The sequence below is a fragment of the Novosphingobium sp. SG720 genome (genome assembly GCF_012275365.1).
Classification (GTDB): Bacteria; Pseudomonadota; Alphaproteobacteria; order Sphingomonadales; family Sphingomonadaceae; genus Novosphingobium; species Novosphingobium rhizosphaerae.
Window position 1 is genome coordinate 329,005 of record NZ_JAAZQN010000006.1, and the last position, 21,984, is coordinate 350,988.

General features: G+C 61.9%; 16 protein-coding genes and 4 pseudogenes. 14 read left to right on the plus strand and 6 right to left on the minus strand.

The genetic code is table 11. The annotated features are described in order from the left end of the window. Positions 1-5: 5 nt before the first annotated feature. From FHW94_RS19775 to FHW94_RS19815, 10 genes and pseudogenes are all read left to right on the plus strand, one after another. Positions 6-1,334 carry an aminomethyl transferase family protein gene (locus FHW94_RS19775; protein WP_168557548.1) on the plus strand — a complete coding sequence of 443 codons (1,329 nt, stop codon included), beginning with the start codon at positions 6-8 and terminating at the stop codon, positions 1,332-1,334. Positions 1,335-1,433: 99 nt separating this feature from the next. Continuing rightward, positions 1,434-2,285 carry a methylenetetrahydrofolate reductase gene (locus FHW94_RS19780; protein ID WP_349237567.1) on the plus strand — a complete coding sequence of 284 codons (852 nt, stop codon included), beginning with the start codon at positions 1,434-1,436 and terminating at the stop codon, positions 2,283-2,285. Further along, entirely contained in the window at positions 2,282-3,136 is an 855-nt protein-coding gene (gene purU, locus FHW94_RS19785) for a formyltetrahydrofolate deformylase (protein ID WP_168557549.1), read from the plus strand. Before FHW94_RS19780 ends, purU begins: the two co-directional genes overlap by 4 nt. Positions 3,137-3,155: 19 nt before the next feature. Continuing rightward, a complete protein-coding gene (gene folD, locus FHW94_RS19790; protein WP_168557550.1) occupies positions 3,156-4,016 on the plus strand; it encodes a bifunctional methylenetetrahydrofolate dehydrogenase/methenyltetrahydrofolate cyclohydrolase FolD in 861 nt (286 codons plus the stop codon). Positions 4,017-4,131: 115 nt separating this feature from the next. Next, entirely contained in the window at positions 4,132-4,440 is a 309-nt protein-coding gene (locus tag FHW94_RS19795) for a hypothetical protein (RefSeq protein WP_168557551.1), read from the plus strand. A 31-nt stretch (positions 4,441-4,471) separates the two neighbouring features. Further along, positions 4,472-5,217, plus strand: a pseudogene (locus FHW94_RS19800) (IS5 family transposase); the annotation flags it as partial. Positions 5,218-5,311: 94 nt separating this feature from the next. Continuing rightward, a pseudogene (locus FHW94_RS19805) lies at positions 5,312-6,321 on the plus strand (IS110 family transposase). Between the two features lie 317 nt (positions 6,322-6,638). Beyond that, positions 6,639-6,941, plus strand: a pseudogene (locus tag FHW94_RS23450) (IS5/IS1182 family transposase); the annotation flags it as partial. Between the two features lie 441 nt (positions 6,942-7,382). Further along, positions 7,383-7,595, plus strand: coding sequence for a hypothetical protein (locus FHW94_RS19810; protein WP_168557552.1), 213 nt, complete (start codon positions 7,383-7,385; stop codon positions 7,593-7,595). A 196-nt stretch (positions 7,596-7,791) separates the two neighbouring features. Then, a complete protein-coding gene (locus FHW94_RS19815) occupies positions 7,792-10,680 on the plus strand; it encodes a TonB-dependent receptor (protein WP_168557553.1) in 2,889 nt (962 codons plus the stop codon). 146 nt (positions 10,681-10,826) lie between these two features. On the opposite strand, the gene FHW94_RS19820 is transcribed toward FHW94_RS19815, so the two are convergent. From FHW94_RS19820 to FHW94_RS19830, 3 genes are read right to left on the minus strand one after another with little or no spacing between them, the layout of a single operon-like run. Continuing rightward, positions 10,827-12,863 (minus strand): TonB-dependent receptor, encoded by a 2,037-nt coding sequence (locus FHW94_RS19820; RefSeq protein ID WP_168557587.1) that lies wholly within the window; start codon positions 12,861-12,863, stop codon positions 10,827-10,829. A 2-nt stretch (positions 12,864-12,865) separates the two neighbouring features. After that, a complete protein-coding gene (locus tag FHW94_RS19825; protein WP_168557554.1) occupies positions 12,866-14,053 on the minus strand; it encodes a HupE/UreJ family protein in 1,188 nt (395 codons plus the stop codon). Between the two features lie 10 nt (positions 14,054-14,063). After that, positions 14,064-14,987: a DUF3500 domain-containing protein gene (locus tag FHW94_RS19830; RefSeq protein ID WP_168557555.1), complete on the minus strand. Its 924-nt coding sequence runs from the start codon at positions 14,985-14,987 to the stop codon at positions 14,064-14,066. Between the two features lie 4 nt (positions 14,988-14,991). Here FHW94_RS19830 and FHW94_RS19835 point away from each other — a divergent pair, with 4 nt between their 5' ends. Further along, a complete protein-coding gene (locus FHW94_RS19835) occupies positions 14,992-15,192 on the plus strand; it encodes a hypothetical protein (protein ID WP_168557556.1) in 201 nt (66 codons plus the stop codon). A 188-nt stretch (positions 15,193-15,380) separates the two neighbouring features. On the opposite strand, the gene FHW94_RS19840 is transcribed toward FHW94_RS19835, so the two are convergent. From FHW94_RS19840 to FHW94_RS19850, 3 genes are read right to left on the minus strand one after another with little or no spacing between them, the layout of a single operon-like run. Then, complete coding sequence (locus tag FHW94_RS19840) at positions 15,381-17,129, minus strand: glycoside hydrolase 43 family protein (protein ID WP_168557557.1); 1,749 nt, start codon at positions 17,127-17,129, stop codon at positions 15,381-15,383. 6 nt (positions 17,130-17,135) lie between these two features. Continuing rightward, positions 17,136-18,041, minus strand: a complete 906-nt coding sequence (locus tag FHW94_RS19845) for an ROK family protein (protein ID WP_168557558.1) — start codon at positions 18,039-18,041, stop codon at positions 17,136-17,138. A gap of 20 nt (positions 18,042-18,061) precedes the next feature. Continuing rightward, a complete protein-coding gene (locus FHW94_RS19850; protein WP_349237568.1) occupies positions 18,062-19,165 on the minus strand; it encodes a LacI family DNA-binding transcriptional regulator in 1,104 nt (367 codons plus the stop codon). Positions 19,166-19,326: 161 nt separating this feature from the next. Here FHW94_RS19850 and FHW94_RS19855 point away from each other — a divergent pair, with 161 nt between their 5' ends. The 3 genes and pseudogenes from FHW94_RS19855 to FHW94_RS23455 form a co-directional block, all read left to right on the plus strand. Then, complete coding sequence (locus FHW94_RS19855) at positions 19,327-20,580, plus strand: oligosaccharide MFS transporter (RefSeq protein WP_210425767.1); 1,254 nt, start codon at positions 19,327-19,329, stop codon at positions 20,578-20,580. A 42-nt stretch (positions 20,581-20,622) separates the two neighbouring features. After that, entirely contained in the window at positions 20,623-21,825 is a 1,203-nt protein-coding gene (locus FHW94_RS19860; protein ID WP_168557560.1) for a glycoside hydrolase family 88 protein, read from the plus strand. Between the two features lie 40 nt (positions 21,826-21,865). Then, a pseudogene (locus FHW94_RS23455) lies at positions 21,866-21,984 on the plus strand (5-dehydro-4-deoxy-D-glucuronate isomerase); the annotation flags it as partial.

Genomic DNA, 21,984 nt, shown 5'->3' on the forward strand with positions numbered 1-21,984 from the left:
AGCCGATGCAACCCAAAAGCCTGCAAGCCGCAATTGATGAAGCCGGTTCACCGATCGATCTGGTGTGGAAGCCGCACGCTCCTGCCTGGCGGGTCCCAGTCATCGAGCCAGAATACGCCGGATGGCGCGAAGAGCAGCTTGCTTGGCGGAACGCCGTTGCTTTAAGCGATCTTTCACATCACATGTGGGATCTTTGGATTGAAGGTCCTGATGCGCTGAAACTTCTAATGGACTACAGCGCTAACAACTATGAAAACTTCGCCATCGGACAGGCCAAGCAGTTTGTGCCAGTAACGCGCGAAGGGCACCTCGTTACCGATGGTATTGTCATGCGCGATGGCGAGGAGCGCTTCAATCTGAGTGGCGTGCCGGCGTCGCAAAGCTGGGTTCGCTATCATGGGGAGAAGGGGCGCTATGATGTTGAATTTACTGTTGATCCTGATTCGGGCTTGCGCAAATCAGGCGATCCATTGATTTTCCGGTTCCAGCTACAAGGACCGCAGGCGCTGGCGCTCACTGAAAAGATCTTTGGCGGCCCGCTGCCGAAGACGAAATTCTTTCATTCCACGCCAGTCCAGTTGGAAGGGCGCCAGTTTCGCGCGTTTCGCCATGGCATGGCCGGCATGCCGGGCTATGAATTTATCGGACGTTGGGAAGATGCCGCATTTGTCAAGGCGGCAATGCTGAAGGCTGGCGAAGAGTTCGGATTGGTTCATGTTGGTGGCAAGGCCTATTATACCAACGGGATCGAGAGTGGCTGGATCCCAACCCCGACGCCGGGCATTTTCACCGATCCTGAGCTTGCCGGATATCGCGAATGGTTGAGCGTGTTTTCCTATGAAGGGCAGAAGCCGCTCCATGGCAGCTTCTTTTCCTCCAACATCGAAGACTATTACGTTTCACCGTTCGAACTGGGCTACGGCAAGTCCATTGCATTCAACCACGATTTCTACGGCCGCGATGCCTTGCAAGCCGCGCAAGGTAAAACGCCTCGCACGCGGGTTACATTCGTCTATAATCAGGACGAGGTTCGCGCCGCCATGGGTGACCTGGATTACTTCAACAACTATGCGCGCTATAGGGTCGAAGCTGGCGGCAAGCTGGTCGGTCTGACATTTCAGACAGGCAAGATCGGCCCGATCGATAGCCTACTTTCGCTCGGCCTTGTGGATCACGCCTGCGCAACGCCTGGCACCCAGGTTGAAATTGTGATTGGAGAGCATCTCGGCAGCGCCGCAGGCGTGAATTCTGGCTCGGATTTCAAGCGGATCAGGGCGACGGTAGCCGCCTCGCCGTTCAACGATCACGCCCGAGAAGCATACCGTAGAAACTGAACTGCAGCGATGCGCATAAGCGGATCGCCTTGCGTCGCGATGCCCTGGCCAGAGCATCATGGTGGGCCCGCCTGTTTCCGTCCTGAAAGGACATGACCCGTGCCGATACTGAATGGCTATTCCTTGGAAATGACTGCCAAGGAGCGCCCAGGGCTCGATCTTGCAGCATCCGAAATCGAGCCCGGGACCCAAATCGCAGTGGCATTCTTGCCTAACGAAGACATGGCTGGCCGCATCGCCGCGGCACGGCACATTCGCGAACTCGGGTTCGAACCGATGCCGCACATTTCTGCGCGCCGGATTGCCAGCAACGCCGAACTGTTCGGGATGGTGGAGCGTTGCGCGCGCGAGGCCAGCGTGAAGCGCGTCTTTCTCGTGGCGGGCGATCCGCCCCAACCCGCTGGTCCGTTTGAGGATACGCTTTCGATGCTTCGCACGGGCGTGTTCGAGGCCAATGAGATCGAAGTGGTGAGTGTGGCCGGCCATCCCGAAGGCCATCCGGTCATGGCTGCCAAGCAGCTTGCGGATTTCATGGACAGAAAGCTCGCCGAGATCTCTGCGCGCGGCATGGAGAGCGCACTGGTTACGCAATTTTCGTTCGATCATCTGGCTCTGCTCGATTGGCTGACGTGCGTGCGTCGGCGTGGAATCAACGTGCCTGTGCGTTTGGGTGTGCCTGGGCCAGCGGGGATAAGGCGACTTTTGCGCTACGCCGCGTTCTGCGGCGTCGGCTCGTCGGCCACGGTACTCCGCAAATATGGCATATCGCTGGGTCAATTGATCGGCACCGCCGGCCCTGATCGGCTCGTCGCTGGCTTGGAACAAGGGCTTGCGGACACGGCCCATCCAGCCGCAATCCATTTCTATCCATTCGGCGGACTCGACGCCACTGTCAGGTGGATTGCCAGTTACCGCACCAAGCGCACACTTCCGCAAGGAGCCCGAAAATGACAAAGGCATACATTCTTAGCTTGGCTTGCGAAGACCAGTCCGGCATCGTGGCGCGGGTATCAAATTATCTTGCCGCCTCGGGCTGCAATATCCTCGATGCCGAGCAATTCGACGATCGCACCAACAACCGCTTTTTCATGCGGATCGTGCTCGATCCCGGCATTACCGGAATTTCCGAGCTGCGCGAAGGGTTTGCACCCATTGCCCGCGAATACGCGATGGAATGGAAATTGCGTGACCCCGCTGTTTCGCCCAAAGTGGTGATAATGGTTTCGAAGTTCGACCATTGTCTCGTCGATCTACTCTATCGTCAACGGATTGGCGATATTTCCATGAATGTCGTCGCAATCATTTCCAATCACGATCGTGACAAGGATTATCCACGCATCGTCGATGCGATCCCATTTCACCATTGCCCCATTACCAAGGACACCAAGCCGCAGCAGGAGGCAAAGGTAAAGCAGATCATCACCGAAACGGGCGCCGAACTTATTGTTCTGGCACGGTATATGCAGATACTTTCGGATGATATGTCCCGTTTCCTGCAGGGGCGATGCATCAATATTCACCATAGCTTCTTGCCAGGCTTCAAGGGCGCTAAGCCCTATCATCAAGCATTTGATCGTGGTGTAAAGATGATCGGCGCAACTGCCCACTATGTGACCGCCGATCTCGATGAAGGACCGATTATCGGTCAGGACGTCGAAACCGTTTCACACCGCGCCTTACCCGATGATCTTGTAGCAAGGGGGCGGGATGTTGAGCGTCGTGTCCTGGCCCAGGCGGTCAAGGCACATCTCGAGGACCGTGTGTTCCTCAACGGACACCGCACAGTCGTTTTCGGCAGTTAATGTCGCTTGGGATGTACCTATGGCACGCGTGATTGATGGCCGGGCATTAGCGCGGAAGTTGGACGAACGGACCGCGCAGGTGGTGGCCAAGCTGCTGGATGACAGAGGCATAAAGCCCGGGCTTGCGGTCGTCTTGGTTGGTGATGACCCGGCTAGCGAGATCTATGTTGCGCATAAAGTCAAGGCTTGCTTGCGGGTTGGCATCGAGAGTTTCAAGCATCGCTTGCCGGCAAGCGTCAGCCAGCAGGACCTGCTGGCCCTTGTAGCACGGCTCAATCATGACCCAAAGGTGCACGGCATCTTGGTGCAGGTCCCATTGCCCAGGCATATTGATCCCAGCGCGATCCTGGGCGCCATTGATCCCGCCAAGGACGTCGACGGTTTCCATCCGGTCAACGTGGGCCGACTTTCGACCGGGACCGGTGGCCTCGTGCCTTGTACTCCCCTTGGGGTAATGATGCTGCTCGATTCGGTTGTCGACGAGATCAAGGGCATGAGCGCAGTGGTGATCGGAAAATCAAACATTGTGGGTAAGCCTATTGCGATGCTGCTGCTCGAACGGGAGGCGACCGTTACGGTTACGCATATCGCGACTCGTGGATTGCCCGACATTGCCCGCCAGGCTGACATCATTATTGCTGCGGCCGGAGTGCCAAGGCTGGTTCGCGGCTTTTGGGTCAAGGCGGGGGCCGTTGTGATCGACGTTGGAATTACACGCGTGTCGGGCGCTTCCGGTGAACGGGACATACTGGTCGGAGATATCGCAATCGACGAAATGAACCATGCAGGCGCGGTTACGCCGGTACCGGGTGGGGTGGGGCCAATGACGATTGCTTGCCTCCTTGCCAACACCGTAAAGGCGGCAAAGGAGAGTGGCTGATCATTCATCTGCAGCGTTGGAGGCGACCTAAATTCCACTGGGCCGTGAACTCATAAATGGCGGTATGGCTCACGTTCTCCTATAGCTCATGCTCGTCCACGATTTGGGGTGTGGGATGGGCTTTCATGTAACGCATCGGTTGGGGAATATGGAGAAGGCACCGCATTCGGCGTTTCCTGCCCTACTGCAAGAGCTTGACGCCGATCCCAACGACGAAGAGCACACTTCGGTCAGTGTGACGCATGAGAGCGAATGGTGTCTTGGCGCATACCGAGGCAGGTATGTCGTCTTTGAGAATCTGGAAGAGGGCACCTCCCGGCATATGACCAACGTGCCATCCGAGAAGATCGTGGCGCTATGGCGGCTTTTGGCGGACGGCGATCTTGTTTCGCTCGAAAACGAACCGTGGAAGCCGGGATATTGATCGAATGCCACAAGTCTGATTCAGCATTGGCATGAGCCGATATGACCTGACTGACTTCGAGTGGCGCGTGATCGAACCGCTGCTACCCGACAAGCCGCGCGGCGTGCCGCGTGTCGATGATCGCCGCGTGCTGAACGGCATATTCTGGGTGCTACGCTCTGGCGCACCGTGGCGCGACTTGCCCGAACGCTACGGGCCACGCACCACTTGCTACAACCGCTTTGTTCGATGGCGGAAAGCCGGTGTCTGGGACCGGATGATGGATGCCATCACCGCCGCGTATGATGGCGACATCCAGATGATCGACAGCACTTCCATCCGGGCGCACCAGCAGGCTGCGACGGCAAAAAGGGGGATCGAGATCATTGTCTCGGTCGCTCCCAAGGCGGGCTCACGACCAAAATCCATGCGGTCGTCGATGGGCAAGGCCTCCCGATCCGGCTGAGCCTGACGGCGGGGCAAAGCCATGACGGCCAAGCCGCTGATGCAATGCTCGATCATGTTGGCGCTGGAACGATCGTGCTCGCGGACAAAGCCTACGATGCCGATCGCATCCGAGCGTCCCTTCGCGAGAAGGGAGCTTTTGCCAACATCCCGCCGAAATCCAACCGCCGATCAAAGCCGTACTTCAGCACTTGGCTCTATCGCCAACGGAACCTGATCGAGCGCTTCTTCGCGAAGTTGAAGCACTTCCGCCAGGTTTCCACCCGCTACGACAAACTGGCCGAAAACTTCCTCGCAATGGTCCAGCTCGCCTTAATGCGGCTATGGCTCCGCGTTTATGAGTCATCGTGTAATTGCGGCTGCTTCCCTCGGACCTCGGCAGAGGCGCACACTTCTGGTTGTCGAATCCTGAAGGAAGGAAACAGCCATGAAGCATTATGCCGGACTGGACCTGTCGATGGAAAGCACGCGCAGGTCTGCATTGTTGACGAAAATGGGCGGAAGCTCGTGTCGGAGAAGGTCGAGAGTTCTCCGGAGCCGATCGCCGCGATGCTGGGTCGCTATGGCCCAGTCGAGCGGGCGGTGATCGAGACCGGGCGCATGTCGCCGGCGATCTGCCTGGGTCTACGCGAACTGGGCGTCTCGGTGGTGTGCATCGATGCCCGGCAGGCGCACCAGAGCCTGAACGCGATGAAGGCGAACAAGACCGATCCCCACGATGCCGCCGGGCTCGCGCAACTTGCGCGGACAGGGTTCTACAAGGAAGTGCGCGTCAAATCTCCGGCCGCCCATGGCGTGCGCAGCGTGGTCACCGCGCGTGGCCACCTGGTCGAAGCACGTGTCCGGCTCGACAACATGATCCGCGGCCTTTGCGCCACGTTCGGCTACCGCCCTGGTCCCGGACAAGGGAGAGCATTCCTTGAGCGGATCATGCAGGCTGCCCACATTCCCGGCTTGGGCGAGGCAATCGCATCCCTGTTGGCGGTGCGCGCCGAACTGGTCGAGCAGATCAAGGAAATGGATCGCCGCCTGCGCATCATCGCCAACCAGTCGCAGGCCTGCGAAATCCTTATGACCATCCCGGGGGTCGGCGTGCAAACATCCGCCGCGTTCGCCGCTGCGGTGGATGAGGCGGGCCGCTTCCGACAATCCCGCAATGCCGGCGCTTACTTCGGTCTGGTGCCCAGACGCCACCAATCGGGCGAGCTCGACTGGACCGGCCGGATCACCAAGCAAAGGGACGGAACCGTACGCAAGCTGCTCTATGAAGCCGCCAACTCGATCCTCACCCGAAGCCGGGAAACCTTTGCTTTGAAAACGTGGGCCATGAAGATCGCCAAGCGCCGGGGGCTCAAGAAGGCCCGTGTCGCGCTTGCGCGCCGCCTCGCGGTGATCATGCACGCCATGCTGCGCGACGGCACTTTGTTCCAGGCATGAGGTAGGGTAGAACTCGTTTGCCAGCGGTGAAGCGTCAAAGCTGATCCGAGGGCGGTGTCCCGCGAGGGAACGCAGGGACGAACGATCTGCGAAGGTTACTGGATGGGCCACCAAGCCCGCTTCGAGTCAATGCAACGTTCGCCTCTGTGAGACCCGATACAGCACGGCCAGGCCTAGCCTCGGTCAGTGCGGACAGATCCATGAAACCCTCAAGGGATCACACCGCCTCGCTCTGCAATTACAGATCTACGGCCTAGGCTCAGGACTCATCGATTGGCAGTTGGCAATGTGCTTCAGGCTCCGCGAGAAGACTGGGCATGAGTGACATTTACCGGCTGAGGAACGAGCAGATGGCGGCGCGCGCCGTATTTCCCCAAGAGCCACGGCAGGCGCTGGGTCTATGGCCGACGGCTGCTGAGCGGGAGCATCTTTGTCAATTGCAACGGCCTGCGCTGGCACGATGCGCCGAAGGGGTGTTGGGCGCAAGCCTTTATATAAAGGCTGGAAACGGTGGGGTGTGATGGGTGTGTGACAGCCTGTCGGCCCAGCACGCCGAGCCTCAGACCGGGATGACTGATGCGACTTATCTCAAGGCCCAACGCGCGGCTTCCAACTTGCGATAAACGTATGGCCCGCCCCGTCGGCAAGCGGTTTGTGTCGGATGATCTGAGCAGTCTGAGAAAACGTATCCGGCCTTTCGACATGTGGTCGTTGACCAAGATGGATATCCGGGCGTCCTGGTCCTCATATAGGGGCCGGCATCAAGTGCCATTTTACGCCATAGGGTTCCCGGATACCGGTCGACTGTCAGGCCATCTGTTAATTATCTCCCGCAGACATCATCCAGCCGGTGCAAGGTGCATCGACCGATCTCGTTCAGGGGCCGCTTGCGCAGGTGAACTACTCCTATGTGCAAAGCGCCGTACCTCCCCCCGTGCAGAGTGCAGGCGATGTTGAGATCGAAGGCTTGGCGTGGCCTGGCAGCCTCTGCATATTGAGCCAAGCATGCTGCTTGGGCGGCGCATCACCGGTCATGCTGCTGCGCAATCGCTCGCAGGCCGGTGCAGATTCCGACGGGCAATGCCGATGCCGAAAGGCCGTCACGCTATCTGCAACTGTTTCCGCGCACGCGGCATGTTGAAATTCCCAATGCCGGACACGTCATCAATCTGGAAAACCCTGTCGGGTTCAACGCTGCTGTCAGCGCTTTTGCGCGGCACCCGCAAGGTGCTGCTGCGTCTTTGTTTTCGCACATCGTATCGCCCTGCCCGTGATGACGGCGCGCCGCACGCCCGGCTTCCTTCGCGCTGTCGCAGCATACGGCCGCGGCCGACAATGTTTCGAGGCTGAAAAAAACCCCTTGCGAGTTACCTTTGATATCGATAACTGAAATGACACTGCTATCGATAACAATGCAGGCGGGAGCACGTTCCAGCAATGGGGCGGACCGGCCCGGCAAGGAGAGGGACTATGAGAAACTGCTGCTTCACCGCCGCCTTGATGGCTGGCACGGCGCTTGGCCTGTCGAGCGTGGCTGCAGCCCAGGAGGCTGCCCCGCCATCGGCCCAGGCCGACGATGTGCCGGCAATCGTCGTCACGGGCCTGCGGGCGAGCTTGCAGACCAGCGCCCAGATAAAGAAGAACGCGGCCGAAGTGGTCGATTCCATCACCGCCACCGATATTGGCAAGCTGCCCGATCCCAACGTGGCTGAAACGCTCACTCGAATCCCGGGCGTTCAGGCCTATCGCTTTGGGGGTGAGGCAGCCTCGCCCACGGGCAACGGTTCGGGTCTGACCATCCGTGGCCTGACCGGGCAGACCGGCTCGCGCGTGGATGGGCGTTCCTATTTCACCGCCGGGGGACGTGAGTTCAACGTCGAAGGCGCCAGCCCTGGCATGGTGGGCGGGATCGATGTCTACAAGAATCCGTCCGCCGACCATATCGAGGGCGCGATCGGTGGCCTGGTCAATATTCGCACCCGCCGCCCATTCGATTTCAAGGGGCTGTCGGTTTCCGGCGCGATCGGTGGGCGCTGGAACGACTTGGGCCGGAAGCTGGAACCGGAATACTTCGGCATGGTCAGCAATCGTTGGAACGTGGGCGATGGTGAAATCGGTGTGATGGTGGCCGGCAGCTATGCCCGCACGTTCAACCGTGGCGACAACACACCCGCCGTTGGCGGCACCCAGTTCCGCCGGGCGATCCGTGCGGACAGTGCCGAATATGCTGCCGGCGTCGCCTCCGGCCTGTACAAGGCCGCGTATCAAGGGCGGTCCGACGTCACCTACCTGGCCGATGTCGATCCCACCAAGGTGGCCGCGAGCGACCGATCGGCGCTCATTTCCTCGGTGGGCGTGCAGAACAACATCGCCCAGGAAAGTTATGAGCGAACGCGCAAGGGGTTCAACGCTGCCGTGCAATGGCGGCCGCATCCTGGTCTCGAATTCTACGTCGACGGCCAATACAACGACTATCTCTATCACCAGAACTACCGGTTCCTCAACGCTACAGACAGTCGCTATGCGCAGAACCTGACGCTGACCGGCTTCACCATCGACGAGGCGTTGGCCAACCGCAATGCCAATGGCGGCAACAATGATCTGCTGTCGGGCCAGCGCATAACCGGTGGCACATTTCTGGGATCGACGTTCACCACCACCGGGGGCGATGAACACCGCCGCTACAAGACCTATATCATCGCCGGCGGGATGAAGTGGCAAGCCACCGACGCGCTCGACGTCAATCTCGACCTGTCTTATGTCAAGGCAGACCAGACCCAGGACAACCGCTCCGTCACGCTGGCGGCTGCAGCGGGCCTGGGCTGGGACATCACCCGCAAGCTGGGCGCACCGCAGCAGGTTTCGATCAGCGGCCCCAACCTGGGGCTGCCCAGCTCCTGGGTCTTTGCCAACTATGGCAATGGCACCAACCAGGTATGGGACGACGACGGCGTGGCCGCCGCGCTCGATCTGAAGTACAAGGTCGGTGGTGGCTTCCTATCTTCGGTACGGGCCGGTCTGCGCTATGCCACGCAAAACGATTTCTACCGTAATTTCAGCTATTCCGGCAAGAACCTGACGACCGATGGCCAGGCCCTGACCGCAACCCGGTCGAACGGAATCAGCGTGGCCAGTGCGGCGGATCTGGTTCAGGCCGCACCGTCCAATTTCCTGGACGGCAAGGCCGGCTACAGCGGTGGCTACCTCGTGTTCTCGCCCGATGCTTTGCTGGGCGACAACGTGCGTAACCGCTTTTCCGCAGCCGGCATTCCCGCCAACGGTTCACTGCCGGAAATTCTCACCAACCGGCGCCTGTTCCGCGAAAAGACCTATGCGGGCTATGTCACGGCCGATTTCGCGCTGTTGGCAGACCGCATCAAGGGCAACGCCGGTGTGCGCGTGGTGCGCACCGACACCTTCACCCAGGCCATGGTGCAATTGCCCGGCTCTTCCGACATTACCCCCAACAACCAGAACACCAGCTATACCAATGCGTTGCCTAGCGTGAACCTGACCGGGTTTCTGTCCGATCGCACGATCCTGCGCCTGGGCTATGGCAAGGGGATCACCCGGCCCGACCTCGGCCTGCTCAATCCCGCCGTCATCCTGAACCAGGTTTCCGGTACCGGCTCGGTGGGGAATCCCAATCTCAAGCCGCAGAAGGCTGACAGCTACGACCTGTCGCTGGAACATTACTTCACGTCGGTAAACTATGTTTCGGCTGGGCTGTTCTACAAGCGGATCAATGGCTTCTTCAGCACCGTCAGCAATTGCACGACCGTTGCCGGAGCGCCCACGCCGATTGCCAACCAAAGCTGCACCGGCAGCCAGTATTTCGTCAGCCAGACGGTCAATGCCGCCACCGGCACCGCAAAGGGTATCGAACTGGCGGCGCAGACCTTCCTCGACTATGATTTTCTTCCCCAGCCATTGCACAACTTCGGGGTGCAGGGGGCATTCACGTTTGTCGACACCAAGAACCCGCTCACGTTGAATGGTGTGGCGGTGGACACGGTCCAGCCCCTGACATCGAAATACAACTATTCTCTCACCGGGATGTATGAAGACAAGGTCGTTTCGGCGCGTGTGGTCTATACCTGGCGTTCCAAGTCAGTGCTGTTCGGCTATTCGAACAATCCGATCGACGGTCGCTATATCTCGGCATTCGGTCTGCTCGACGCCTCAGTAAACTTCAAGCTGCCCTACAACTTATCGCTGTCGATCACGGCGTCGAACATTACCAATGCTGCCGCGAACCGCTATGTCGGTGAGCCCGGCTTCGAGACGGGGATCGAGCGGCAGCACTTTGTAAACGGTCGCAATTTCGGGGCCACGCTGCGATACAGCTTTGGCAGTTGATTGATGGCATGCCGGCACTTTTCATATGCTTGCTCTTCCACTCCCTTTCCATCCTGATGGAAAGGGAGTTTTTCGTGCGGGTCCAGCCCTGGGCTTTCGTGGGCGTGCGCCGACCAAAACCGGTTGTCGCTTTTTGTCATCGCCTGCTAAAAATGCATGCGGAGCGTGACCCGGGCTTGGCGGGGTTCCACCGGATGCACGTGCACGTCGTCAACCCCGGTGGCTGCTTCGCCGGGCAGGCGTGAAGCGTAGTAATAGCTGATATCGGGATCGTGCGTGTTGAACAGGTTGAGCACATCCAGTCCCACGCCAAAGCGGCCATGCTGCCAATAGAGGCCGCTGTTGACCACGCTGGTGGCTTGCGACCGCACGCTGTTGTCTTCGATCAGCGGGGCGCCAGCGAAATGGCGCAGGCGCAAGGCAAAACTGACTTTGGGCGAGATTGTGAGGCTGGCCCCGCCGCCCAGCACGAAGGGCGTGGCGCCGGGAATGAAATCCTCTCCTGCCGCCAAACCGCGAAACCGGGCGTGGGTCCATCCGCCCGAAGCGTCGAGCGCCAGCCATGATGCCGGCTGCCAGAACAGGCTGCCTTCCACGCCGAGGCGGCGGCTGGCCGCCTGGGGTTCGGTGGCGCCTTCATCGCCGACAAAGACCAGTTCCGACGCCAGATCGAGCGCAAAACCCACCAGGCAGGCCTTGAAACGGGCGCGCTCTATGCGTGCGCCCACTTCTGCGCCGCGGGCGCGGGCAAATACCGGGACCCGTGATGCCGCGGCGCCGGTGGAGGGATCGACTGTGATGGTGGCGCCGCGCACATCGTTGGAATGATAGCCTTCGCCATAATTGGCGTAGAGTTCCACGCCGGGCGCCACGGTCCAGGCCAGGGCTGCCTTGGGCGCGGCCAGCGCGGCGCTGCCCGTGCCGGAATTGGCTGCCAGGTTCGAATGCACCGCATAGCCGATGGCATCCACCCGCGCGCCCAGCACCAGCCGCAGCGCCGACGTCATCCGCACTTGGCCCTCCGCCCACAGCGCGCCGCTTTCCTCGTCAACCCGGTCTTCGCGCACGTTGCCGGTCACTTGCCCATATTCGGCGTGATAGAGGCCGAGGGCGATGTGGTCCCAGCGCGCTTCGGCACCCAGGCGCCAGGTGACGGGGCCGGCTTCGAGCGTGCGGATCACCGAACCACCCATCACGCGGCGTCGGTCCGTCTGCTGGAATTCATCGCCATGGATGGGGTCGTTGAGGAAATAGGTGAAGTTCGACGTGAGTTGCAGCCGCGAGCCGATGACATAGGCGTTGATCGCGGTATCGGAGCCTACTTGGGCGTTGAAGATGGCGGCCAGCCGGCCGGAGCGGCCGCCTAGATAGGGATCGATCGTGGCGTTGGCCGCAATTAACCCCGAGGCGATGGCTCGCTGCGGCACCTGGTCGGTGGCATTCCAGCGGTTTGTGGTGCCCTGGATGGACAGCGACCAGGATGGCGTGGAATAGCGCAACAAGGCGTTGAACTTGCGCTGGGCTTCGTCGCGCACCCAAGGACCATTGTTGGCGGTGAGTTCCACAGCGCCCAGCAGCGTGCCCTGGCCCAGGCGCGCAGAGCCAGCGGCCAGCCCCCGCCAATAGCCATAGGTGCCGCCCGTGACCTGCACGAATGGTGCCTCAAGCTTTTGTCGCATGGCCAAACGCATCGTGCCAGCGGCGGAAAAGTCACCATTTTGCGCGTTGTAAGGCCCCTTGGCATAGTCGATGTGCTCGATCAGTTCGGGAATGACGAAATTGAGGTCGCTGTAGCCCTGGCCGTGGCCATGGCTGCGCAGGTTGATCGGGGCGCCATCGATGAAGCTGGCCAGATCGGTGCCGTGGTCGAGATTGAAGCCGCGCAGGAAATACTGATTGGCCTTCCCTTCGCCCGAATGCTGCGTGGCGATCAGGCCTGGCACGTTTTCGGCCAGCTCCCCTACGCGCGACAGGGGGCGGTTTTCGAAATCGGCATACCCGACCACGCCCTGCGACCCGCTCGTCGCCTCTCCCACCTGGTTGAGCGAACGCCCGCGCACGACGATGTCGTCTGGCGGCGGGGCAGGGGCGTTTTCATCCGCTGCCAGCGCCACGGCAGGCATGATCGCCGCCATGCATGCCATCGCCAGCAGCGGTGCACGGCGCGCCCGCGCCGATGGCATGGTCAAATCGTGATCCTTTGGGCCATCCAGACCAGGGCCAGAACCAGCGCGCCAGCGCCCAGCGCGTGGCGCACCCATGGCCCGGCCGCCGTGGGCCGCAGCAGCAGCAGCGTTGGCAGGGCAATGGCAACGATGCCCAGTTGCGCCAGTTCGATGCCCAGGTTGAACGCCAGGGTGGCGGCCACCGTCTGCCCGGTGGACAGGCCCAGGTCGCGGATTGCGGTGGCAAAGGCCATGCCATGCACAAGGCCAAAGCCTCCCGCGATCCAGGCTTCGCGACGGGGAAACAGCGGGACAAGCGCATGGGCCGCCGAAATGGCCACCGACAGCGCGATCAGCACTTCGATGGTGCGCCCGGCTTGCGGCAGCAGGCCGAGCGAGGTGGCCAGCAGCGACAGGGTGTGCCCGGCGGTGAACGCGCTGACCCGCCACAGCACATCGTGCAGCACGCGGCGCCGCCCCGGGGCCACGGCCCAGCGCTGCCCTTGCGCCACGAGGCCCACCGTCAACAGCAGGGTGAGCAGGAAGGCGATGTGATCGGCGCCTTCCAGGATATGCCACAGGCCCAGCACGACCATGCCGCCCAGCGCTTGCCACGATCCGCCATCGTGGCGGGCAATCGCGATGGAGCGCTGGTCTTCCGACAGCTTGCCCAGCAGCACCGGCTCGCCCGGCAGCACGCCGCCGCCCCAATCCTGGTCCAGCGCCACGATGGCCGCATCGGGGATCACGTGGCGGATGATCACGTCGTAATCGAGCACCGCCGTGCGCGGATCGAGGCCGAGCGGCACCGTGGCATCGACATCCACGGTCCATTCCAGGCGCGGCCCCGCCGGCCCGGCAATGCCGACCACGCGCAGCGGCCAGTCCGCCCCGTTCGGGGTGTGCAGGTGCATGTTATGCACCACGTAGTGGGCGATCGCCGGATGGGGCAGCGCGGGATAGGCGGTGAAGCCGGGGCCGGGATCGGGCACGCCGCCCGTGGCGATCAGAGCCATGGCCAGGCGATCGTTGGGCAGCACCAGGTGCACGCGCCAATGGTGCGCCTGGATCCGCACGCTCACTTGCGAATCCGGCATCGGATGGGCCGAAAGCACGCCTGCCGACAGGGCCAGGACCAGGAAGGCGAATAGGAACCACAGCAGGCGCGAGGGCGTCCGTTCGCCCCCGCTTTCGCAACGATGGTGCATGGCCGGCCGATCAGAAGCTGAAATTGCCGCCATAGTCATAGGTCTTGTCGCGCCAGATCGAGTGGTAGTGGTTGGCCGAGAAGACCACGCCGCTCTGCACCGAGAATTCGATCCACACGCGCGGCCCGTCGATGCGGACGTAGGAGCCCTTGGTGGACAGGTCGGAATAGTTGGACCAGGCGATGTAAGTATCAGCCAGCGCGCTGTCGGTAACATAGGCATCGTATTGCCCGGTGCCGTTGGCATCGCTGGCGTAAGCGGCGATGGCGGCCTTGACCAGCGCCTGCTTGGCCGAACTGAGCGAGGACACCAGGATGCCCGAGCGGGTGGTGGGGAAATTCCCGTCCTTTTGCGGCGCCACAACCAGGTCGCTGACCGAGGTGGACATCTTGGCCGAGGCCAGTTCGGACGAGGACAGCCCGTCGAGCATCGCCTTGAGCCCGTCATGCTCGCTGGCCATTGGGGTAAGCGTGCTGCCGCTGTCGGTATAGCTGACCGGCTCGACCCCCACGAAATTGGGCGTCAGGCTCACGGCATTGGCGCTGGCATCGACACTGAAGAAATAGGTGTAGTGATGGCCGGTGAATTCCAGGATCCAGGCCGAAGACGTGGAGGGCGAACCCAGGAACGAGATGTAGTAGAGATCTTCGCCGTAATCGGAACCGCCGCCGTTATCCTTGAGGTACTCGTCCGCCGCGCGCAGGCCCGACATCGTGGATTGCCCCTGGCTGGTCAGCGCTGCGTTGAGCAGTGCCTCGGCGGCGGTCTTTTGCGTGGAAGACAGGGCCGACAGCGCAAGGCCATGGCGCGTGACGAACGTGGTGGGCAGGTTGGACCAATAGGTGGTCGCGTTGCTCGACGTCAGCGAATAGACAATGCCTGATTGCTGGCTGGAACTGAGCGTGGAAAGAAAATTGTTGGCCAGGCACGTCATGTAGGTGCCTTGGCCACTGCTGGCCGAGCAACTGGACGAGGTCGAAGACGAGGACGAACTGCTGCTGCTCGTGCTGCTCGACGAACTGGAGCTGGAACTGGAGCTGGACGAGGAGGAGGAACCGGAGTCATCCCCGCCGCAACCGGCGAGGGCCAAGGCCAGCAACAGGGTGAGCGTGCGGGTGGCGGTGACGAGCGGTGTGTGATTCATGGCGTCGCGTGATCCCCTGCGAATATCTCGCGCTGGGTACGTCGGCCCGATTTCCGGCAAATTTCATTCATATTGCAAGTGAGTTGAGCGCCAAGCCCGCCTTGGATGGCGCCGTTGCGCTCGACAGCTGCAGTCAACGACTGTTCCGATCGTTCATCCCGTCAGGCAAAAGGGAATGGGCGCTTACGGTCTGGTGATCCGGAACCAGTCGAATTCGGCGTAGCCCACGGTTGTGCTTGTGGCAGCAGGAGTACCGTATGGAGCCTGGGCGAACAGGCCGATACGGGCGCCGACCCAGCGGCCGGGCAAGACGTCGAAAGGTGTGCCGATGGATGTAAAGACGACCCCATCAATGCTGTAGGCCAAACTCGCCTCAGCACGCTCTTCGCGCAGCATGGATGGCCAGTACGGCGCAAAGCTGGGCGGTGGCACGCCCACCATGTGCGGCCTGACGGTGACGCGCAGCCACACGCTGCCACCGGGACAGTCTGGGCCTGCGATGCTGGCGATGCTGGTCCCCGGCCGGGGATCGGACTTTTCCATCCGCATCACGCGCACGCCGTTGCTATCACGTTCCAGGCCGATCCATGCCCAGGCCGTGCCATGGATCGCCAGGCCGGCGCGCTCGCCCACGCGCAGCCCCGCCAAGCGCATGCGCGTTGTCGCAACGAAGGCGAATGCCGGCAGGCGCTGTGACAGCACGCCCCCGTTTTCATAGAGATCGGCAGGACTGCTGATCGACTTGAGGCGCAGCCAGCCATTGCCAATGCTGGCCCAATCCTGTTGTGGGTTGCTGCCAAACTGCCAGATGGGTGCGATCGTGCTTTCCGAAAAATCGTCGTCCGCCAATGGCGCACTTGGCGGGGCGGGCGGAACACCTTTGATGGTTTGTGGGCGGCGGTATTGCAGGACAGGTTCACCGCGACCGTCGCCATCGGGATCCGTGCCGATCACCGGCCAGCCCGAACGCCATCGCATGGGCTGTAGATGCACGACGCGGCCAAAGGTGTCGCGATCCTGGAAATGCAGGAACCAGTCTTCACCATTCTGGGTGGAGACCCACGCCCCCTGGTGCGGACCGTTGATGGCAGTGTGACCCTGGTCCATCACATCGCGCCCTTCATAGGGTCCGGTGATGCTGCGGCTGCGGAATACCCCCTGCCAACCGCCTTTGACGCTGCCGCTTGGCGCGAAGATGTAATACCAGCCATCCCGCTTGTAGAGCTTGGGGCCTTCCGTCGTCTGCCACGGCCTTGGCCCCAGGCTGGTTGGCACCGGTGGCAGGGCGTCGCCGTCGATGATCACCTGGCCAGTACCCATGGTTTTCGTGCCGGAGGGATCCAGTCGCTTGAGCACGATGCGGTTGGCCTGGCCGGCGCGGCTGAGGGCATAGGCATGGACCAGCCAGCCGGTGCCATCCTCGTCCCAGAACGGCGCTGGATCGATCGCACCTGCGGTGGCATCGACCAGTTGCGGGGCCGTCCAGGGCCCGGCGGGATCGGTGGCGCTGACCACGAAGATGCCGTGATCGGGATCGGGGTAATAGATCAGGAAGCGCCCGTCGTGGAACCGGATGGCCGGCGCCCATACGCCGCCGCCCCGGCGCGGCGTGGCATAATGGGCATCAGGCAAGGCACGCGGCAAGGCATGGCCCAGCAACGTCCAGTTGACCAGATCGCGCGAGTGCAGAATGGGGAGGCCGGGCGCCTCGGTAAAGGAGGAGGCGACCAGATAATAGTCGTCGCCGTGGCGGATCACATCAGGGTCCGACCAATCACCCGCAATAACCGGGTTGCGATAGGTGCCATCGCCTTGGTCGGCAAACCACCGACCATCAGACCCGCCGGGCAATGCAGAAGTGGTGGTGTCGGCAGCCAAAGCTGGCGTCGTGCCCAGAAGAGCCAGCGTTATGGTCAGAGAACGGATCGCCATCACACGTCACCTTTGGCCGATATCGCGCGCGGCCGCCTGCGCTGCCAGCAGGTAGCTGCCTTGCAGGCCGGGCGCTTCGGTGCAGGCAGGCGGCACGATGATCGAAGCCAGATCGGCGGCATCGCGAGCCGGATGGAAATAGCCGGCGAGAAGGGCCGCAGTGCGCGCACGGATGAGGGGAAACAGCCGTTCCTGGCGCATGACGCCGCCGCCCAGGACGATGCGCTGCGGCGCCAACCCAAGCAGCAGCGTTACGCACAACTGTGCCAGATAATCGGCCTGTACCTGCCAGAAGGTGTGGTCGAGCGGCAAAGAGGATGCCGAAAGACCCCATGCAGCCTGGATCGCCGGGCCACTGGCCAATCCTTCCAGGCAATCGCCGTGAAACGGGCAGATACCTGCGAAGTCGCCGTGCGCCGCATGGCGACGCGGCAGGATGTGGCCCATTTCGGGATGGGCCAACCCCTGCACGGTGCGGCCGTGGCTGACCAGGCCCACGCCAATGCCGGTGCCCACCGTTACATAGGCCAGTTGTGTAATACCCGCACCGGCCGCCCGTGCCTCGGCCAGGGCAGCGGCGTTGACGTCCGTATCCAGGGCGATTGGCGTGGCAGCAAAGGCCCGCGTGCGCGCGATCATGTCGATACCCTGCCATGCTGACTTGGGTGTGGACAGGATCTGGCCAAACGTGGCCGAATCGCCGGCAATGTCGATCGGGCCGAAGCTGCCGATGCCGATACCTGCAAGTGGGCCCAGCGCGCGCTGGCTGGCAAAGAAGGCTGCGACCGCGGCGAATGTCTCGTCCGGCGTGCGGGTGGGGATGACGGCCGTGGCTCGCGAGCCGTGCTCGGCTGAGCCGATGCCGCAGACGAACTTGGTGCCGCCTGCCTCGATTGCGCCAAAAAGCGTCATTGTGGCTCCGGGAGAAATGTTCAGGAAGGCGGAAATGGTGCAGGCCCGGTCGAGGCGCGCTGCACCAGGGTGAGCATTTCGCGTACGTGCGAAACCTTGGGCGGCGCGCCGCTCCGCGCTGCGCGGATATGTTCGTTCAGCAGCGTGACGGCTCGGGCCGCCATCACCGCGATCGGCTGGCGCACGGTGGTCAATTCCGGCCAGATCGTGGCGGCGATGGCGGCATCGTCAAACCCGGCGATCGACAGGTCGCCTGGCACGTCGAGGTCCATGCCATGGGCCACGGCGATCACAGCGGCCGCCATGTCGTCGTTGCTGGCAAAGATCGCCGTGGGGCGCCGCTGCGCAGCCAGCAACTGCCGGGCCGCCGTCAGGCCCGAGCGATAGGTGAACAGGCCAGGTGCGATCCATTCCTCGGCAATCGTCAACTTTGCGCCGGCCATGGCTGCACGATAGCCTTGCTCGCGCCGCTGTGAGGGGGAATGGCGGGGATCGCCCTGGATGAACGCGATGGCGCGATGACCCAGGTCGATCAGGTGGCGCGTCATGTCGAACGCGCCCTTGTAATCGTCGACGATGATCGCCGACACGCCCTCGCGCGGGCGTGCGGTGGCAAACGCCAAGGGAATGATGTTGGCGCGCTCGATCATGTCCAGCAAAGTGGGATTGTCGCACAGTGGCGGTGGCAGGATGACGCCGGCCACTCGCGCCTCGACCAGACGATGCAGCCCGGCGATTGCTTCTTCCTCGCTGACTCCGGGTTCAATCTGGAACTGGCAGCCGCTGACCCCGCTTTCACGAAAGGCACCCATCAGGAACGTACCCAGGTTGGACGAAGCCGGATTGGAATAGAGCGCGCCGATCCGGATAGCGCTGGAAAAGCTGCGCGCGGTAAGGTTGGGAGAATAGTTGAGCGCTGCGATCGCGGCATTGACGCGCTCGCGCGTATCCTCGCTCACATGGCGTTTGCCGTTGATCACCCGCGACACCGTCATCGAGGAAACGCCGGCTCGGCGGGCGACATCATGGATGGTGACTACGGGCCGATGGGCATCGAGCGCCAGTTCGACGATGGCACTGGGCGAAATTCGCCGGCCAGGATCATCGCCATTGTCCGTGGTCACGTATGCACTCTCCCCCGCTTGTCGTGCTGCGCCAGCCGCATACGCGCCAAGATTTCTGTTGATATCGATAACTGAAAGTTGGGTCATGTCAAGCCGACAGACTTGCCAGCCGCCGCGAACCCCGTCATATTGATATCGATAACAGGTTTCTGGAGGATGCCGTGGCTCTGCCCGCGTCGCGCAATTACGCAGCCTTAAGTGGCTTTCTTTTCTGCTTTTTCTTTGCGCAGGCGATGGCCATGTCGTTGCTGTCGATATGGCTGAGTCGAACCCTTGGCTTGGGCGGCATGGCTGTGGGCACTGTGTTTGCCGCCAATTCGGTGGGTGCCATGTGCGCGCAGCCGGTTTACGGCTTCGTGTCTGACCGGATGGGCCTGCGCAAGGTCGTGCCGATCGGCGTTGCGCTGTTGGTCATCGTATCCGGCCCGTTCCTTGCGTGGGTCTATGCGCCCTTGCTCATGACCCATGTGGTGGTCGGGGCTGTGTTGGGCGGCGTCTATCTGGGCGGCACGTTCATGGCTGGCAGCTACGCCCTGGAAAGCTACGTCGATCGCGTCGGGCGCAAGTATGGGTTTGAATACAGCCGGGTGCGGCTATGGGGATCGCTCGGATATGCCAGTGCGGCAGCCTTTTCCGGTCGGCTGTTCAATCTCTCGCCTTCCATCAATTTCGCGCTGGCCAGTGTCGCCGGGCTGTTGCTGGTGCCGATCATTCTGGCCGCAACCATTCGGGTTGCCGACAGCGAGCAGGCGGCTGCTGGCCAGGTGACGGTGCGCGATACGCTGGCCTTGCTGCGCCAAGGAGAATTCTGGCGCTTCATGGTGCTCATCCTGGGCGTGACAAACCTCTATCTCGTCTATGATCAACAGTTTCCGTTTTATTTTTCATCGTTGTTCCCCACGCCCGAGCAAGGCAATGCTATGTTCGGCTATCTCAACGCCGCGCAGATTTTCGTGGAGGCGGGCGGGCTGTTCGTGGCACCGCTGATCGTGCGCCGGATCGGGGCCACGCGTGGTCTGCTGCTGGCTGCGGCGATCATGATCGTGCGCATTGCCGGTTCGGGCGTGGCGATCGGGCCAGTGACGATCTCGATCTGCAAGATGGCCCACGCGATCGAGTTGCCGATCCTGGGTGTTTCGATCTTTCGCTATATCGCCTGCCATTTCGAGACACGCTTTGCCGCCACGGTCTACATGGTGGGCGTGAGTTTCGGTCATTCGCTGGGACTTGCGGTGCTTTCGCCCGTGGTCGGTGCAGCTTACGATCGCATCGGCTTTGCCCACACCTATCTGCTGATCGGCGCCTTTGCCACGGTGTTCTGGATTTGGTCGGCCCGTGTGTTGGCCCCCACGCCGCCCGAAGTGCGCCGCACCACGCCAGCAGCACGTTCCGACAGCATCGCCGCCGGCGTCTGAGCCGGGCCGCTCGCATTGTATTGCCACAAGGATCAAGCCTCGATGGTTGTTCTCACGCCCACCGTTTTGCCGCCCATTGCCGACGAACCGCTGCCACCCAGCGGCGCTGGCCTGCCCACTGCGGAACAGCTCGATCCGCAGATCGCCCAGGCTCTCGCGCTGGTTGAGCGGATGCTGCCTCAATTCGATCAGTGGTTTCCCGCACCGTCGAGCGAAAGCAACATCTATTCCCCGATCGACAATGTCGAATGGACCAACGGGTTTTGGACAGGCATGGTCTGGCTGGCGTGGGAATTCACCGGCGAGGCGCGTTATCGCACGCTGGGCGAACGCCATGTTTCCTCGTTCGCCCAGCGCGCGCATGAGCGCATCAATACCGACCATCACGATCTCGGCTTCCTCTACACGCTTTCCGCCTGTGCGGCGCATCGCCTGATCGGCAGCGTCGAAGGGCGCGACGCTGGCCTTGATGCGGCACGGCAGTTGCTGGCGCGGTTCGATCCGGTGGCCGGCGTGATTCAGGCCTGGGGGGACATGCGCGATCCCGAGCAGCGCGGTCGCATGATCATCGACTGCAACCTCAACCTGCCACTGCTCTATTGGGCGAGCGCCCAGACCGGCGATGATCGGTTCGCCGATGCTGCCAACCGCCATCTTGCCCGTGCGGCGCGCCTGCTGGTGCGCAGCGATGCATCGACCTATCACACCTTCTACGTCGATACCGTCTCTGGCCAGCCTCGTCATGGCAGCACCCACCAGGGCTTTTCGGACGACAGCAGCTGGGCCCGTGGCCAGGCCTGGGGCATCTATGGCTTTGCCCTGGGTGCGCGGCTTTCGGGTGAAGCGCGCTATGCCGAAATCGCCCGGCGCCTCGCCAACCATTTCCTCAATCGCCTGCCAGATGACGGCATCTGTTGCTGGGATCTGATCTTTACCGACAACGATGAGACGCCGCGCGACAGTTCGGCAGCAGCGATCGCCGCCTGTGGATTGCTGGAACTGGCCGATATCCTGCCGGTGTCCGATCCCGCGCGAGAAGCCTATGGCCGATGGGCGTGGCGGATCGTGGCGCAGCTTGGGCAGGCCTATCTTGCGCCGATGGAGGGATCCAACGCGGTCTTGCTGCACGGCGTCTATCACATGCCGAACAAGGCCGGCGTGGACGAGGCCTGCATCTGGGGCGATTACTTCTATCTTGAGGCGCTGATGCGCCTGCGCCGTGTGTGGCGGCCCTATTGGCTGTGACAGCCCACTTTTCTGCTCATTCCAGACAAGGAATTACCTGATGTTTTCGAAGACCTATCACGCGACGCATCCGGACATGATGGAGGGGGTATCGAACGAAGCGCTGCGCGATCGCTACCTGGTATCGGGCATGTTCGTGGCGGGCGAAGTGAACCTCAA